Source organism: Streptomyces sp. NPDC000134 (assembly GCF_042899225.1).
Taxonomy (GTDB): domain Bacteria; phylum Actinomycetota; class Actinomycetes; order Streptomycetales; family Streptomycetaceae; genus Streptomyces.
Genome location: NZ_JBIAZN010000014.1, coordinates 20,588 through 36,004, shown reverse-complemented (window position 1 = coordinate 36,004; position 15,417 = coordinate 20,588). Strand labels below are relative to the sequence as shown.

14 protein-coding genes are annotated in these 15,417 nt (G+C 73.2%); 3 read left to right on the top strand and 11 right to left on the bottom strand.

Features of this window, described 5'->3' with window-relative positions:
• Nucleotides 1-214 precede the first annotated feature (214 nt).
• Nucleotides 215-1,768 (top strand): pectate lyase, encoded by a 1,554-nt coding sequence (locus ACFY32_RS21640; RefSeq protein ID WP_359195399.1) that lies wholly within the window; start codon nucleotides 215-217, stop codon nucleotides 1,766-1,768.
• Nucleotides 1,769-1,836: 68 nt separating this feature from the next.
• Here the strand turns inward: ACFY32_RS21640 and ACFY32_RS21635 are convergent, their stop codons facing one another.
• The 10 genes from ACFY32_RS21635 to ACFY32_RS21590 all read right to left on the bottom strand — a co-directional run bounded on the left by ACFY32_RS21635 (nucleotide 1,837) and on the right by ACFY32_RS21590 (nucleotide 10,898).
• Entirely contained in the window at nucleotides 1,837-2,478 is a 642-nt protein-coding gene (locus ACFY32_RS21635) for a CoA transferase subunit B (protein WP_359195402.1), read from the bottom strand.
• Nucleotides 2,478-3,260, bottom strand: coding sequence for a CoA transferase subunit A (locus ACFY32_RS21630; protein ID WP_390674992.1), 783 nt, complete (start codon nucleotides 3,258-3,260; stop codon nucleotides 2,478-2,480). Before ACFY32_RS21630 ends, ACFY32_RS21635 begins: the two co-directional genes overlap by 1 nt.
• On the bottom strand, nucleotides 3,257-4,060 hold the full coding sequence (locus tag ACFY32_RS21625; protein ID WP_390674991.1) for an SDR family NAD(P)-dependent oxidoreductase: 804 nt from the start codon (nucleotides 4,058-4,060) through the stop codon (nucleotides 3,257-3,259). The genes ACFY32_RS21630 and ACFY32_RS21625 overlap by 4 nt, the downstream gene beginning before the upstream one ends.
• The gene (locus tag ACFY32_RS21620; RefSeq protein ID WP_359195411.1) at nucleotides 4,057-4,809 is read right to left on the bottom strand and encodes an SDR family oxidoreductase; all 753 of its coding nucleotides are present in this window, start codon (nucleotides 4,807-4,809) and stop codon (nucleotides 4,057-4,059) included. Before ACFY32_RS21620 ends, ACFY32_RS21625 begins: the two co-directional genes overlap by 4 nt.
• Nucleotides 4,806-5,777, bottom strand: a complete 972-nt coding sequence (locus tag ACFY32_RS21615) for a fumarylacetoacetate hydrolase family protein (protein WP_390674990.1) — start codon at nucleotides 5,775-5,777, stop codon at nucleotides 4,806-4,808. The genes ACFY32_RS21620 and ACFY32_RS21615 overlap by 4 nt, the downstream gene beginning before the upstream one ends.
• Before the next feature lie 76 nt (nucleotides 5,778-5,853).
• Nucleotides 5,854-6,786, bottom strand: coding sequence for a VOC family protein (locus tag ACFY32_RS21610; RefSeq protein ID WP_390674989.1), 933 nt, complete (start codon nucleotides 6,784-6,786; stop codon nucleotides 5,854-5,856).
• 4 nt (nucleotides 6,787-6,790) lie between these two features.
• Nucleotides 6,791-7,789 (bottom strand): amidohydrolase family protein, encoded by a 999-nt coding sequence (locus ACFY32_RS21605; RefSeq protein WP_390674988.1) that lies wholly within the window; start codon nucleotides 7,787-7,789, stop codon nucleotides 6,791-6,793.
• The gene (locus ACFY32_RS21600) at nucleotides 7,786-8,916 is read right to left on the bottom strand and encodes an FAD-dependent oxidoreductase (RefSeq protein WP_390674987.1); all 1,131 of its coding nucleotides are present in this window, start codon (nucleotides 8,914-8,916) and stop codon (nucleotides 7,786-7,788) included. Before ACFY32_RS21600 ends, ACFY32_RS21605 begins: the two co-directional genes overlap by 4 nt.
• A gap of 24 nt (nucleotides 8,917-8,940) precedes the next feature.
• Complete coding sequence (locus ACFY32_RS21595; RefSeq protein ID WP_390674986.1) at nucleotides 8,941-9,903, bottom strand: cyclase family protein; 963 nt, start codon at nucleotides 9,901-9,903, stop codon at nucleotides 8,941-8,943.
• Nucleotides 9,900-10,898 carry a fumarylacetoacetate hydrolase family protein gene (locus tag ACFY32_RS21590; RefSeq protein ID WP_390674985.1) on the bottom strand — a complete coding sequence of 333 codons (999 nt, stop codon included), beginning with the start codon at nucleotides 10,896-10,898 and terminating at the stop codon, nucleotides 9,900-9,902. Before ACFY32_RS21590 ends, ACFY32_RS21595 begins: the two co-directional genes overlap by 4 nt.
• Nucleotides 10,899-11,025: 127 nt before the next feature.
• Between ACFY32_RS21590 and ACFY32_RS21585 the strand changes: the two genes are divergently transcribed.
• Nucleotides 11,026-11,955, top strand: a complete 930-nt coding sequence (locus tag ACFY32_RS21585) for a LysR family transcriptional regulator (protein WP_359195431.1) — start codon at nucleotides 11,026-11,028, stop codon at nucleotides 11,953-11,955.
• A 64-nt stretch (nucleotides 11,956-12,019) separates the two neighbouring features.
• On the opposite strand, the gene ACFY32_RS21580 is transcribed toward ACFY32_RS21585, so the two are convergent.
• Entirely contained in the window at nucleotides 12,020-13,303 is a 1,284-nt protein-coding gene (locus ACFY32_RS21580) for a cation:proton antiporter (protein WP_390674984.1), read from the bottom strand.
• A gap of 877 nt (nucleotides 13,304-14,180) precedes the next feature.
• On the opposite strand from ACFY32_RS21580, the gene ACFY32_RS21575 reads away from it, so the two are divergent.
• Complete coding sequence (locus ACFY32_RS21575; protein ID WP_390674983.1) at nucleotides 14,181-15,365, top strand: serine hydrolase domain-containing protein; 1,185 nt, start codon at nucleotides 14,181-14,183, stop codon at nucleotides 15,363-15,365.
• The last annotated feature ends 52 nt before the right edge of the window (nucleotides 15,366-15,417 follow it).

Here is a 15,417-nt window from a genome sequence, read left to right as displayed (position 1 = left end):
GCCCGCCCGGTTCCGCCGGTGACGTCCTCGACACAACGGGGAGCACGGCCGGCACCGCGGTCGGACCAGGCAGGTCCGCCACGGCACCGGCGCCCCACCCCTTCGTACGCACGCTCCCGCCGGCCGACGGGCGGTCCGGCCCGGCGGCGGGCGGCGACGGAGGGACGGGGCGGCTACGGCACCACACCCGCATTCCAGGCAAGGAGACGTCAGGATGAGACGACCAGTCGCTCTACGGCTGTCCGCGGTCACGGCCGTGGCGGCCCTCGCCGCCGCGATCGGGGCGGTCGCGTCGACGCCCGAGGCATCGGCCGCGGTCGGCGGCGCCACCGGTTACGCGACCCAGAACGGCGGCACCACCGGCGGCGCGGGCGGCCAGACCGTGCGCGCCACCACGGGAACCGCGATCCACCAGGCCCTGTGCGGCCGGGCCAGCAGCAGCACCCCGATCACCATCGAGGTCGAGGGCACCATCAACCACGCCAACACCAGCAAGGTCTCCGGCGCCAGTTGCAGCACCGCCGCCGGGGTGATCGAACTCAAGCAGATCAGCAACGTCACCATCGTCGGCGTGGGCGCCGGTGCCGTCTTCGACCAAGTCGGCATCCACATCCGTGAATCCAGCAACATCATCATCCAGAACGTGACCGTCCGGAACGTCAAGAAGTCCGGCTCGCCCACCTCCAACGGCGGCGACGCCATCGGCATGGAGAGCGACGTCCGTAACGTCTGGGTCGACCACGCCACCCTGGAGGCCTCCGGCGGGGAGTCCGAGGGCTATGACGGACTCTTCGACATGAAGGACAACACCCAGTACGTCACCCTGTCCTACAGCACCCTGCGCAACTCCGGCCGCGGCGGCCTGATCGGCTCCAGCGAGAGCGACCGCTCCAACGGCTACGTCACCTTCCACCACAACCTGTACGAGAACATCGACTCCCGTACGCCCCTGCTGCGCGGCGGCATCGCGCACATCTACAACAACCACTACGTCAGCCTCAACGAGTCCGGCATCAACTCCCGGGCCGGCGCCCGCGCCAAGGTCGACAACAACTACTTCGAGGACTCCAAGGACGTCCTCGGTACCTTCTACACCTCCGAGGCCGGCTACTGGCAGGTGAGCGGCAACATCTTCGACAACGTCACCTGGAGCAGCCGCGGCACCGACAACAACCCGGCCGGTCCCGACCCGCAGTCCAACACCACGGTCAGCATCCCCTACTCGTACACCCTCGACCAGGCGGCCTGCGTCCCCGACGTGGTGAGCCGGACGGCGGGCGCCAACAAGGGGCTGCGGGTCTCGGACGGCAACTGCTCCCCGCAGTCGCCGACCCCGACGCCCACCGACCCCGGGACGCCCACGCCCACCGACCCCGGCACCCCCGGCCCGAGCGAGCCCGCCGGCACCAACCTCAGCCTCGCCGCCGGCGCCGACGGCTCCAGCAAGGCGAGCGGCACCAGCTACGGCAACGTCCGCGACGGTGATCTGAGCACCTACTGGTCGCCGGCCGGCTCCACCGGCTCGGTCTCGGTCAAGTGGGGCTCCGCCACGGCCGTGTCCGCGGCCAAGATCCGGGAGGCGGCGGGCGCCACCGGCCGGATCGGCTCCTGGAGGCTGCTCAACGGCGACACCGGCACCGTCCTCACCTCGGGCAACGGCGCGGGGACCATCACCTTCCCCAAGACCTCGCTGAAGAAGCTCACCTTCGAGATCACGGGCTCGACCGGCACCCCGCAGGTGGCCGAGTTCGAGACCTACGCCGGCTGACGGCACCGCCACCGAAGCCCGCCCGGACCTCCCGCCGGAGGACCGGGCGGGCCCCGGCACGCCCGCCCCTAGAGGGTCGTGGCCGGCCGGACCACCGCGTCGGTACGGGCGGCGACGTCCTCGGCGGTGACCCCCGGGGCGGTCTCCACCAGGACCAGGCCGTCCCCGGTGACGTCGAGGACGCCGAGGTCGGTGATGATCCGGTGCACGCACCGCTCGCCGGTCAGCGGCAGCGCGCACTCCTTCAGGATCTTCGGGCTGCCGTCCTTGGCGGTGTGCTCCATCAGGACGATCACCCGGCGGGCCCCGTGCACCAGGTCCATGGCCCCGCCCATGCCCTTGACCATCTTGCCGGGGATCATCCAGTTGGCCAGGTCACCGTGCTCGGACACCTGCATGGCGCCCAGCACGGCGGTGTCGATGTGGCCGCCCCGGATCATCCCGAAGGACAGCGCCGAGTCGAAGAACGACGCCCCCGGCAGGACGGTGACCGTCTCCTTCCCGGCGTTGATCAGATCCGGGTCGGCCTCGTCCTCGGCGGGGTAGGGGCCGGTGCCGAGGATGCCGTTCTCGGAGTGCAGGACCACCCGCACACCGGGCGGGAGGTGACCGGGGATCAGGGTGGGCAGGCCGATCCCGAGGTTGACGTAGGAGCCGTCGGTGAGTTCGGCGGCGGCGCGGGCGGCCATCCGGTCGCGGGTCCAGGCCATCAGGAACGTACCGTCCCTCGTGTCGAAGACGTGGAAACAGTGAGGCGCTCGATCTGCTTGTCGGCGGCCTGCTCGGCGCTGAGCGCCACGACCCGCTGGACGTAGACGCCCGGCAGGTGCACCGCGTCGGGGGCCAGGTCGCCCGGTTCGACGAGTTCCTCGACCTCGGCGACGGTGACCTTGCCCGCCATCGCGGCCGGCGGGTTGAAGTTGGCGGCGGCCTTGCGGAACACGAGGTTGCCGTGCCGGTCGCCGCGCCAGGCCCGTACCAGGGCGAAGTCGGTGGTTATGCCGTGCTCCAGGACGTGCGGACGGCCCCCGAACTCCCGGGTCTCCTTGGGCGGGGAGGCCACCGCGACGCTGCCGTCGGCCGCGTACCGCCAGGGCAGGCCGCCCCGGGCGACCTGGGTGCCGACCCCGGCCGGGGTGTAGAACGCGGGGATGCCCGCGCCGCCGGCCCGCAGCCTCTCGGCGAGCGTGCCCTGCGGGGTCAGCTCCACCTCCAGTTCACCGCTGAGGTACTGGCGGGCGAACTCCTTGTTCTCCCCCACGTAGGAGCCCGTCACCCGGGCGATCCGCCCGGCGGCCAGCAGCACACCGAGCCCGCGCCCGTCCACCCCGCAGTTGTTGGAGACCACCCGCAGCCCCGCCGCGCCCTGCTCGTACAGCGCGCGGATCAGCACCTCGGGCACCCCGCTGAGACCGAAGCCGCCGACGGCGAGCGAGGCCCCGTCGGGAATGTCGGCGACCGCCTCGGCGGCGCTGTCGCGGACCTTGTTCACGTGCGGGTTTCCTTTCCGGTGGGGTCGGCGCCCGGCAGTACGGCGGACCAGCCGCCGTCGACGACCAGATGGGCGCCGGTGACGTAGGCGGCCTCGTCGGAGACGAGGAACACCGCGGCGTTCACGACGTCCTCGGGGACGCCGAGCCGGCCCAGGGGAATGTGCCGGGCGATGGAGCGCATCGGATGGTCCTCGGCGAGCAGATCACCGCGCGAGCCCTCGGTGTCGATCATCCCCGGGCTGACACAGTTGGCGCGGACACCGTACGGGGCACCCTCCGCCGCCAGTTGCCGGGTGAGCGCGATCACCGCCCCCTTGGACGCCGAGTGGGCGCTCCGGCCGTTGGTGAGCGAGCCGGTCAGCCCGGCGGTCGAGCCGACGGTCAGCACGCACCCCCGGCTGCGCAGCAGATGCGGCCAGGCCGCCCGCACGGTCAGCCACACCGAGTCCAGCTCGGCACGCATCGTGAACGCGAAGTCAGCGTACGGCTGTTCGCCGATCGGGCCGAAGCGCACGGCCCCGGCGTTCGCGTACACGATGTCGATGCCGTCGAACGCCGCCGCGGCCTCCGTCACCCACGCGCGCACCGAGTCCTCGTCGGTGACGTCCAGCGGACCGGGCGGCGTCAGGGCGGTGCCGCCCTCCCGGGCGATCAGCCGCTGGGTCTCGACGGCCTCCTCGTGGCGCAGGTCGCCGCCGACCACCAGCGCGCCCTCCGCCGCGAACCGCAGGGCCGCGGCCCGGCCCTGGCCCCGGGCGGTACCGGAGATCAGCGCGACCCTGCCCTCCAGCCTCTTCACGCGCCACCCCCCGCGCGCAGCGCGTCGGAGACCGACTTCACCCCGCCGTGCGCGGTCAGCCCGCCGTCCACCGGGATCTCCGCGCCGGTGATGAACGACGACTCGTCCGACAGCAGGAACACCACCAGCGGCGCGACCTCGTCGGCCCGGCCGGTACGCCCCAGCGGGGTCTCGCGGACGTTGGCCTCCTTGAACGCCGGGGCGGCGGAGGCGGTCATGTCGGTCTCGATGTAGCCGGGGTGCACCGTGTTCACCCGGATGCCGCGCGGGCCCAGCTCCAGCGCCGCCGCCTTGGACAGGCCCCGCAGCGCCCACTTGCTGGTCGTGTAGGCCACCGGGTAGTGCGCGGTGAGGGCCGCCGAGGACCCGACGTTCACCACCGAGGCGCCGGCCGGCATCAGCGGCGCCAGATGCTGGATGCCCAGCAGCGGACCGGTGACGTTGACGGCGTGCACCCGCGCCATGTCCTCGGGCCGGACCTCGCCGACCCGGGCCCGCCAGGTGATCCCGGCATTGTTGACCAGCCCGTGCACCTGCCCGTACGTCTCCCGCAGTTCGGCGGCGAGCCGCGCCCACTGGGCCTCGCTGCTGACGTCGAGGCGGCGGCAGTCCCCGTCCGGGTCCACGTCGGTGGCGACGACCCGGGCGCCCTCGCGGGCGAGCGCCGCCGCCTCGGCCGCGCCCTGGCCGCGGGCCGCGCCGGTGACGACCACGACCTTGCCCGCCAGCCTCCCCGGGTGCGCGCTCACGGCCGCTCCCGGGGATGCCGCCGGCCGGCCGGCAGCGGGACGGGCTCGACGCCGGGGACGACCGTGTTGGTCAGCGTGCCGATGCCCTCGACGGTGAGGGTCACCGTGTCGCCGGGCACGAGCGGCGGCGGGGTCTGCTCGCCGCGCCGGCCCCACAGCTCGGCCAGGCACCCGCCGTTGCCGCAGGTGCCCGAGCCCAGCACGTCACCCGGGACGACGCGGGTGCCGCGCGAGGCGTAGGCGACCATCTCCTCGAAGGTCCAGCTCATGTGGGACAGCAGGTCCTCGCCGACCTTCTCGCCGTTGACCTCGGCGGTCAGGGCCAGCCTGAGCAGTCCCTCGGCGTCCCGGAAGGGCTCCAGTTCGTCGGCCGTGACGAGGTGGGGGCCCAGGGTGGTGGCGGTGTCCTTGCCCTTGCAGGGGCCGAGGCCGACCCTCATCTCCGCCGACTGCAGGTCCCGGGCGGACCAGTCGTTGAAGACGGTGTAGCCGACGATGTGGTCGCGGGCCCGCTCGGGGGTGAGGTCGCGGCCCTCGCGGCCGATGACGGCGGCCACCTCCAGCTCGAAGTCGAGCACGGCAGAGCCGGGCGGCACCGGGATGCCGTCGCCGGGACCGTAGACCGCGTGCGGGTTGGTGAAGTAGAAGGTGGGCGCCGCGTACCACTGCTCGGGTACGCCCGCGGTGCCGTCCACGGAGCGGCGTACGCCCTCGACGTGTTCCTCGAAGGTGACGAAGTCCCGTACGGAGGGCGGCTGGAGCGGGGGCAGCAGCCGGACCTGGGAGACGTGCGGGCCGGGCGGCACGTCCAGAGCCGCCGCGCCGGCGGCGAGCAGTCCGGGCAGCCCGTCGGTCTCCGCGAGCAGCGCGGTGAGCGAGGCGACCCCGGGCAGCGGGTAGAGGGTGCCGTCCGCTTCCACGACGGCCACCTGGTGGCGTTGCCGGTACTCGTAGGCGGCGAAGCGCATGGGACTCCTGAGGCGAAGGTGAGGGGGGAGCCGGGGACGCGCGGGTGGCGGGTCCCCGGCCGTCGGCGGCGGTGGCTCAGACCGGCGGGGCGACGAAGACGCCGCGGTCGGGGTCGTTGAACGACTCCTTGGCGATCAGTTCGTTCATCGGGTTTGCGGTGCCCCACTGGTCGGTGACCTCGGGCCGGGAGAAGTCGTAGACGTGCGGGTGCCAGGTGTCCTCGTCCAGGAGTTCCAGCTCGGTGGTGTACTCCACGGTGTTGCCGTGCGGGTCGAGGAAGTAGGTGAAGGTGTTGTCCCCGGCCATGTGCCGGCCCGGACCCCAGATCTTCTTGTGTCCCGCGCGGATGACCCGGCCGGAGCCGCGCATGTACTCGTCGATGCCGCGCATCTCGAAGGAGATGTGGTGCAGGGCGGTGTGCGGGCCCTGGGCGATGGCCATCGAGTGGTGCTGGTTGCTGATCCGCATGAAGTGCATGACCTCGCCCATGTGCGGCGAGCTGAGCGTGTCCGACAGCGCGAAGCCGAGGTGCTGCTCGTACCACTGGCGGGTGCGGTTCAGGTCGGGGGAGTTGAGGACCACGTGGGAGAGCTTGACCGGGATGGCCTCCTTCTCCTCGATCTTGCGGTGCCGCCGTACCTCGACGTCGGCGGAGACCTCGATGGTGCGGCCGTCCACGTCGAAGAACCGGAAGCCGTACCCCCCGCCGGGGGTGTCGACCTTCCCGGGCTGGGTGATCAACTGCACGCCGCCCGCGAGCAGTCGCTCGGCGAGCGTGTCCACGTCGGCGGCGCAGGCGGCCCCGTAGGAGACCAGGTCCAGGCGCTTCTCGTCGGCCTTGCGCAGCCGGACGACGTAACTCTCGGGGGAGCCCTCGGCGGCCAGGAAGGAGATCCCGGAGTCCTCGCCGACCTTGGTCAGGCCCCAGACGCCGGAGTAGAAGTCGAGCTGCTTGTCGTAGTCGGGCACGGCGAGGTCGACGTGCCTCAGATGGGTGAGCAGACGCATGGTGTCAGTCCTTCCTCAGGAGGGCGGCGGCGTTGCCGCCCCGTACGGCGTGGAAGTCGGCCTCGGGCAGTCGGGCGGCGCGCAGTGCGGCGACCGGGTCCTCGGTGCCCATGTCGAAGGGGAAGTCGGAGCCGAGCAGCACCCGGTCGGCGCCGGCGGCCCGGACCAGCTCCCGCAGCACGTGCGGATCGTGGACGAGGGAGTCGAAGTACAGGCGCTTGAGATAGCTGCTGGGCAGGTGCGCGCAGCCGGACCCGGCGTCCGGACGGGCCGACCAGGCGTGGTCGGAGCGGCCGATGTGGGTCGGCAGATAGCCGCCGCCGTGCGCCGCGACCAGCTTCAGCCCGGGGTGCCGGTCCAGGACCCCGGAGAAGATCAGGTGGGACAGGGCGACGGCGTTCTCGGTGGGCTGGCCGACGGTGTTGGACAGGTACCACCGGTCCAGCCGCTCGTCGAGCGTGCACCCGAAGGGGTGCAGGAACAGGATCGCCCCGGTCTCCTCGGCCCGCGCCCAGAACGGCTCGTACGCCGGATCGGACAGCTCCCGCCCGGGGGCGTGGCTGGAGATCTCCACCCCGAGCAGCCCCTGCGCCAGGGCGTGGTCGAGCGCCTCCGGCATCAGCCCGGGGTGCTGGAGCGGGACCAGCCCGAGCCCCCTGAGCCGCTCGGGCGCCCCGGCGCAGTGCGCGGCGGTCGCCTCGTTGGCCAGCCGGTACACCTTCCGGGCCGTGTCCTCGTCCGCCCAGTAGTGGTAGTGCGACGGGGACGGGCTGACCAACTGCACGTCCACGCCCTGCGCGTCCATCGCGGCGAGCCGCACGGCGACGTCCGTCAGCCGCGGGACCCGCTCGCGGACCATCGGGCCGCTGACCGCGAGGGCCTCGGGGCCGTTGCGGCGGGCGTCCAGCGCCCGCGCCTCGGCGAGTCCGGGCAGCTCCGCCACCAGCGCCTCGACCTCGGGCAGCAGGACGTGCGCGTGCACGTCCACGGTCGGTGAGGTCACGGCAGCTCCCTGAGCATCGTCATGGTGCGGCCCATCAGGCCGGGTACGTCGGCGTCGCGGACCCCGTCGAGCTGCCACTGCCCGACCTGCACGGACGCCTCGACGACCGGGCGGACCCGGGCGACGCGCCGCTCGTGGTACGCCTGGAACAGCGCGTCGTCCCAGGTCTCGGCACCGGTCAGCATCTCGGCCAGCACCCAGGCGTCCTCCAGGGACAGCGCGGCGCCCTGGGCGAGGGTGGGCGGGCAGCAGTGCGCGGCGTCGCCGACGAGGACCACGCGCCCCCGGTGCCAGGAGCCCTCCACCAGCAGCCGGTCGAACCAGGTGTAGTTGACCTTCGCCGGGTCGGTGATGTGCTCGGTGATCTCCGGCCAGAACCCGCCGTACGCGCCGGACAGCCGGCGCATCTCCTCGGCGTACGACTCCGGCGGGATGGACGCGCGGTCGCGGTTGGCCTCGACGACGTAGGCGTACAGCGTGGTGTCGCTGGTGGGGCAGTAGCCGGCGATGTAGGCGGGCCCGCCGTAGGCCAGGTCGGTGCGGGTCACCCCGGCCGGGCGCGGGGCGGCGACGCGCCAGATGGCCATGCCGGTGGGCTCGGGCCTGTCGGTGATGCCGATCGCGGCCCGGGTGGCCGAGCCGAGGCCGTCGGCGGCGATCACCAGGTCGTAGCGGCCCTCGGTGCCGTCGGAGAAGCGCACGTCGACGCCGTCGCCGTCCTGCTCGAAGGACTCGGCGCGGGTGCCCAGCCGGACGTCGGCGCCGCCGGCCCGTACCGCGTCGATCAGGATCTGCTGGAGCCGCGGGCGCTGCATGCCGACGGTGGCGGGCAGGTCGTCGCCGCCGGTGCGCAGATCGGCCTGGACGTGCAGGACGGTGCCGTCGGGGGCGGTGATGCCGACGGCGTCGAAGCCGAAGCCGGACGCCTCCACCTGGTCCCACACGCCCAGTTCGCGCAGGACGCGCAGGGCGTTGCCCTGGAGGGTGATGCCGGAGCCGGCGGTGGCGTTCCAGTCGTCCCTGGCCTCGATCAGGTCCACGGCGAGGCCGGCGCGGCGCAGCAGGATCGCGCTCGCGTTGCCGGCCGCGCCGCCGCCGACGACGAGGACCCTACGGGGTGCGGTCATGGGGGAACTCCTTTGTTCCTCGGGTCACTTGACGGCGACGGGGCTGACGGGCGAGCCGACCGCGCCGGTGATGGGCAGGGGCGCGGCGGTCAGCCAGAACTCGTACACACCGTCCTCGGCGCAGTCCGCGGCGAGCGCGTCCAGGTCCCACATCTCGCCGATCAGCAGGCCGATGTTGGGGATGGCGACCTGGTGCAGCGGCTGGAAGGCGTGCTCGAACTCGTTGGGCCGGACCTCGAAACCCCAGGTGTCGGTGGCGATCGCGGCGATCTCGGTGCCGTGCAGCCACCCGGCCGTGGTGAACGACAGGCCGGGCGCGGGCCCGCCCGCGTAGTCGCCCCAGCCCTCGCGGCGGGTCCGGGCGAGCTGCCCGGTGCGCACCAGCACCAGGTCACCGCGGCCCACGGTCACCCCGTGCGCCTCGGCGGTCGCCGTCAGGTGCTCCTCGGTGACGGCGAACCCGTCCGGCAGCTCACCGTCCTCGCCGATCACCCGGCCCACGTCCAGCAGCACACCGCGGCCCGCGACGTGCGGGGCCATGTGCTCGATGCCGGTGACCAGGTCGCCCTCGGAGGTGACGACCCGCTCGGCCGGGCGGCCGTTCCACGCCTTGCCGTGGTCGAAGATGTGCCCGAGCCCGTCCCACTGGGTGGAGCACTGCAACGGCATCGCGATCACGTCGTCGGCACCGCCGATGCCGTGCGGGAAGCCCTGGTTGCCGAGCGCCGCGTCCACTCCGGTGTCCAGCATGGTGTGCACCGGGTTGGTCCGCCGCCGCCAGCCCTTCTGCGGCCCGTCCATGTCGAACCGCTGGGCCAGGCTGAAGCTGACCCCCCGCCGCACCAGGGCGGCGCCCTCGCGGCGCTTGGCCTCGTCGAGGAAGTTCAGCGTGCCCAGCACGTCGTCCTCGCCCCAGCGGCCCCAGTTGGAGTACGCCTCGGCGGCGCGGGCGATCGACCCCTCCGGGTCGTTGCGGTCCAGGGTCATGAAGCGTCCTCCGCGACACAGCGGGTGCGCTGGGTGCCGAGGCCGGTGACCGAGCCCTCCATCACGTCGCCGTCGCGCAGCAGCCGGCCCCAGTGCATGCCGTTGCCGGCCGGGGAGCCGGTGAGCACCAGGTCGCCGGGGAGGAGCCGGGCGGTCCCTGAGGCGTAGGAGACCATCCGGGCCACGTTGAAGATCATGTCCTTGGTGGACTCGTCCTGCATGGTCTCGCCGTTCAGCTTCAGCGTGACCCGCAGGTCACCGGTGTCGGCGATCGACTCGGTGGGCACGATCCACGGGCCCAGCGGTGTGAAGCCCGGCGCGTTCTTGCTGCGCAGCCAGTCGGTGCCGATCTGCGGCATGTCCCGCCGGAAGACCGTCGCCCGGTCGGTGAGGTCGTTGGCGATCGTGTACCCGGCGACGTACTCCAGCGCCTCCTCGACGGAGACCCGGTGCGCGGGCCGGCCGATGACGGCCGCCAGCTCCAGCTCCCAGTCCGGCTTCTCGGCCCAGGCGGGCAGCACCACGTCGTCGTACGGACCCGTGATCGCGCTCGGCAGGCCGATGAACACGTACGGCAGGTCCTCGGTGGCCCGCCGGTCCATGATCTGCGCGGCCTCCGCGCGCCGCTCCTCCTCGGGCCGGTCGTCGTCCGGCGCGCGGTGCGCGACATGCAGGTCGATGACATGCTGCCGGTAGTTCGCCCCCGACTGGAACACCTGCCGGGGCTCGACCGGGGCGTGCACCCGGAACTCCGCGAGCGGCCTGCGCGGCCCGTCGTCACCGGCCAGCGCCCGCAGCTTCGGCAGGGCCGACGCCCAGTCCTCCAGCAGGCCCCGTACGGTCAGCTCGTCGTCGGCGAGGGCGACCCGGAGGTCGGTCACCCGCGCGTCGGGGGTGACGAGGGCGGGAAACTGCGGCCCGTCCGGGGCCGAGAGAGTCGCGAGGGCGAACGATCCGGCGAAGAGCGCGGATACGGGTTCAGGTTTCACGGACATGTCCTCCTGATTGCGGTGTGACTAATCTGGACCCGCCACCCGTGATCAGGGAAATAGATTGTGTGGATCGCAGCCATCCACCTGATGGATTATTCCTGGTCGGAGAGCTACAGCAAAGGGAAGCCCGGTGAACCTGGCCCGCCTGGACCTCAACCTCGTCGTCGCGCTCCGCGCCCTGCTGGAGGAACGCAACGTCACCCGCGCCGGGCAGCGCGTCGGGCTCAGCCAGCCCGCGATGAGCGCGGCGCTCGCCCGGCTGCGCCGCCACTTCGACGACGACCTGCTGGCCCGGGTCGGCGGCCACTACGAACTCACCGCCCTCGGCCAGGTCCTCCTGGACCGCACCTCCACCGCCTACGACCTGCTGGAACGCCTCTTCGCCAGCCAGGCCGACTTCGACCCGGCGCGGGAGAGCCGCGAGTTCAAGCTGGTCGCCTCCGACTACGCCGTGGCCGTCTTCGGCGCCGAACTCGCCCGGGTCGTGCACGCGGAGGCCCCCGGTATCCGGCTGCGTTTCGCCCAGACCCCGCCCACCGTGGTCGACGACACCTCGGCGCTGCTGAGCGCCACCGACGGCCTGTTCATGCCGCACGGGGTGATCAGCGGCTTCCCCGCCACCGACCTCTACCGCGACCGCTGGGTCTTCCTCGTCGCCGACGACCATCCGGGCGTCGGCGAGCGGCTCACCCGGCGCGACCTGGCCGAGCTGCCCTGGGTCACCTACCAGCGCACCTACGACGCGCCGGCCGTACGCCAGCTCGGGATGCTGGGCGTCGAACCGCGGGTGGAAGTCTCCGTGGACAGCTTCCAGTTGCTGCCGCTGCTGGTGGCCGGCACCCGGCGCATCGCCCTGGTGCAGTCCCGCCTCGCCCACCTCATGGCACCGCTCGCCGCCGTGCGCGTACTGGAGCCGCCGTACGAGGCGGTGCCGCTGCGGGAGGCCATGTGGTGGCACCCCGTGCACACCCATGACGCGGCACACATCTGGCTCCGCGAGACGGCGGCCCGGGTCGGCCGGCGCCTGGCGGGGGAGCGGGAGCCGGAGGCCGGGCTGTGAGGGGGCGGAGGGCCGGGGCCGGGTGCCGGCCGAGCGGGGGAACCGCCGCTGCTCCGCGCGATGCCTACGCCGCCCGCTCGGGCGCCTTGCCGGTCACGGGCACGCCGGTGTCGGTGTCGACGGCCTCGGTGTCGGTGTCGGTGTCGGCCGGGTGTCCCAGGAGCCAGGTGAGCAGCGGGCCCGCCATCGCGGTCGTCACCACCGCCATGACGACCATGAGGGAGTACAGCTCCCGGCCCAGGATGTGCAGTTGGAGGCCCACGTTCAGCACGACGAGTTCGGTCAGGCCGCGGGTGTTCATCAAGGTGGCGAGCGCGGCGGCCGGCCGGCCGGGCATCCGGTGCAGCCGGGCGGCGGCGAACGCGCCGGCGAACTTGCCGCCGACCGCCACCAGGAGGATCAGCGCGAGGTCGCCGAGGCCGGCCGCACCGAGCCCGGAGAGGTCCACCTGAAGTCCGGTGACCAGGAAGAACACCGGCAGGAGCAGGGTGGCGCTCATCTGCCCGAGCCGGTTGTGCACCTCGCCGCGCAGACGTTCGGTGCCGCCGCGCGGCAGGACCACGCCGAAGAGGAAGGCGCCGAAGATGTAGTGCAGGCCGAGCCACTCGGTGGCGGCGGCGGAGAGCAGCAGCCCGGCGAGCACACAGGCGAACACGGTCGGCGTCAGCCGCATACCGTGCCGGTGGGCGGCGAACCGCCGCAGCAGGGGACGCAGCACGAACAGCATCCCCAGCAGATAGGGGAGGGCGAGCAGGATGCGCCACTGCTCGGGACCGGCCGCGTCGCTGAGGGCCACCACGCCGGCGAGCAGGGACCAGGCGAGCACGTCGTCGATGGAGGCGCAGGCCAGCGCGACCACCCCGAGCGGGGTTCGGGCCATGCCCCGGTCGGTGAGGATGCGCGCCAGTACCGGGAAGGCCGTGATCGACATCGCGATGCCCATGAACAGCATGAACGCCGTCCGGTCCGCGGTGCCATGACGCTCCATCAGATGCAGTGCCAGGACCGCGCCGAGCCCGAAGGGCAGCACGATGGAACTGAGCGAGACGGACGCGGCCAGGCTTCCGCTGCCCCGTACCAGGCTGCCGTCCCACTCCAGGCCCACGATGAACATGAACACCGCGACCCCGACCGCGGCCAGCGCGCTCAGCAGCGGGCGCACGCTGTCCGGGAACAGCACGTCGGAGATCACGCCCCCGAACAGGGTGGGGCCCAGCGCGACCCCCGCCAGCACCTCGCCTATCACCGCCGGCTGACCCAGCCGGCGGGCCAGCGCGCCGAGCGACCTGGCCAGCAGCACGATGACGGCGAGGCCGATGAGCAGCGACGCGGTCTGATGAGCGGTCATACGGTCCGTCTCCGTCCTTCGCGGCGCGGCCGCGGCGTCCCCGTGGGGCGGGCACGCCTCCGGCCTGACACCAGCCTTGCCACGCCGCCCGGACGGTGAACCCCCGGGGAGCCGGGCCCGGGAAGCACGAGAGGCTCGCGGGGGCGCACGAACGCGGCGGCGTGCTCCGGCCCGTCGAGGGGAAGCACCCGGTCGCACATATCCCGCACCAGGCGTCCCCCGCTCGCCCCGGCATCGACGGACGTCACAGGCGCCCCGCGCCTGTCCACGCTCCGCCCGGCGTCCCACGCGCCCCGCCCGGTGACCGCAACCCGCCTGCCGGGAACGGCCGTTGTTCCGCACGCCTCGCCACTTCGGGCGTTTTCCGTGCGCGAAATCGGCTACTCGTTCCACAAGGAGGGAGATTCCGTACGGCAAGCCACAGGCCCAGACCTCGCCACGGCAATCACCCAGGCCGGCCGGAGCCCGTGTCATGCGAACGATCCACAGGCTCCGGCCTCGTCCTCGCGGCGGCGTCGGAGACGGGGGGCGCCGTCTCGCGCGCTCCACGCGCCGGGAGGACGGTCCAGCGCGAGTCGTCGCGGACAGGGGAGCCCCGCGAGTCTCGCGCCGACGGCCGCCGTCCGACGCCGACCCCGGGACGGCGGCCGTCCGTCTCCCTCTCCCGGCCCCGCCCGGCACAGGACGGCCCGTGCGCGCGACCGGCCCCGGGGCGGCCGGAGACACGTAGGGGAGAACCCGCACAACTGTCGCCTCCCGTACCGGCCTTGCCCCGGAGCCGACCAGGGGACGGGGTCCTCCCCGCCGACGATCCCCGGGCCGGGTGGGCGGCGGAGGATGATCACATCACCCGTCGCGGAAAACCCTGGAGCAGCAGATGCGCGTCCGCACCCCCGTCCTCGCCGCCTCCCTCGTCCTGGCCCTCGCCGTCGGCCCGCTGGCCGCCCCGGCGCTCGCCGCACCGTCCGCCTCACCCGCCTCGCCCGCCGCGGCCGCACCGGACCGCTCGGACGGGCCCGGCACGGACGGCCCCGACGCGGACGCGCTGCGTGCCGCGATCGCGGGGCTGCCGGACGCGGACGCCACCGCCGCCCTGGTCCGGGTCGGCGGCACCGACGGCACCTGGCGCGGCAGCGCGGGCGTGCGCGACCTGCGCAGCGGCCGGGCGGCCGACCCGGACGCCCGCTTCCGCGCCGGTTCCACCACCAAGGTCGTCACGGCCGCCACCGTGCTGCGGCTGGCCGCCCAGGGCCGCGTCGACCTGGACGCGCCCATCCAGGGCTACCTCCCCGACGTGTTCACCCCCGCCTGGGACAAGCCGATCAGCGTACGGCAGTTGCTCAACCACACCAGCGGCATCCGGCCCGGCGACGGGCTCGGCACCACCTTCGCCGAGCTGTACGCCCACCGCTTCGACACCCTCACCCCGCGCCAGGTGGTGGCCTCGGCGATCGCGAAGGGACCCGAGTTCGACCCGGGGGACGACCAGCACTACCTGAACATCAACTACACCGTCCTCGGCCTGCTGATCGAGAAGGTGACCGGACGCCCGTACGCCGCCGAGGCCACCCGGCTGGTGCTGCGCCCGGCCGGCATGCGGCACACGTACTTCCCCGGCACCGACCCCCGGCTCCGCGGCCCGCACAACCGGGGCTACCAGTCGGTGCAACGGGCCGACGGCAGCACCGAGTTGGTCGACGTCACCGAGTGGAACCAGGCGGACCGCTGGGCGGCCGGCGACATGATCTCCACCACCGCCGACCTGGAGCGGCTGATCACGTCCCTGTTCCGGGGGCGGATCGTGCCCGGACCGCAGTTGGAGGAGATGTTCACGACCCCGCCGGGCCTCGACGGCGCCGCGCTCAGCGCCGGGCTCCAGCGCTACGAGGCCGGGGGCAGGGTGTTCTGGTGCAAGACCGGCTCCCGCTACGGCTACAGCGCCGCCGTCGGCGCGACCCGCGACCTCAGCCGCACGCTGGTGTACTCGGTCAACTCGACGGACGCCAAGAGCAGCGGGTCCAGTCCGGTCACCGACCGGATCATCGGCGCCGCCCTGAAGTAGCGGTGCCGGGGCGGCGGATCAGGCATGATCGGACCGCGGCCCCGCCGTGTCG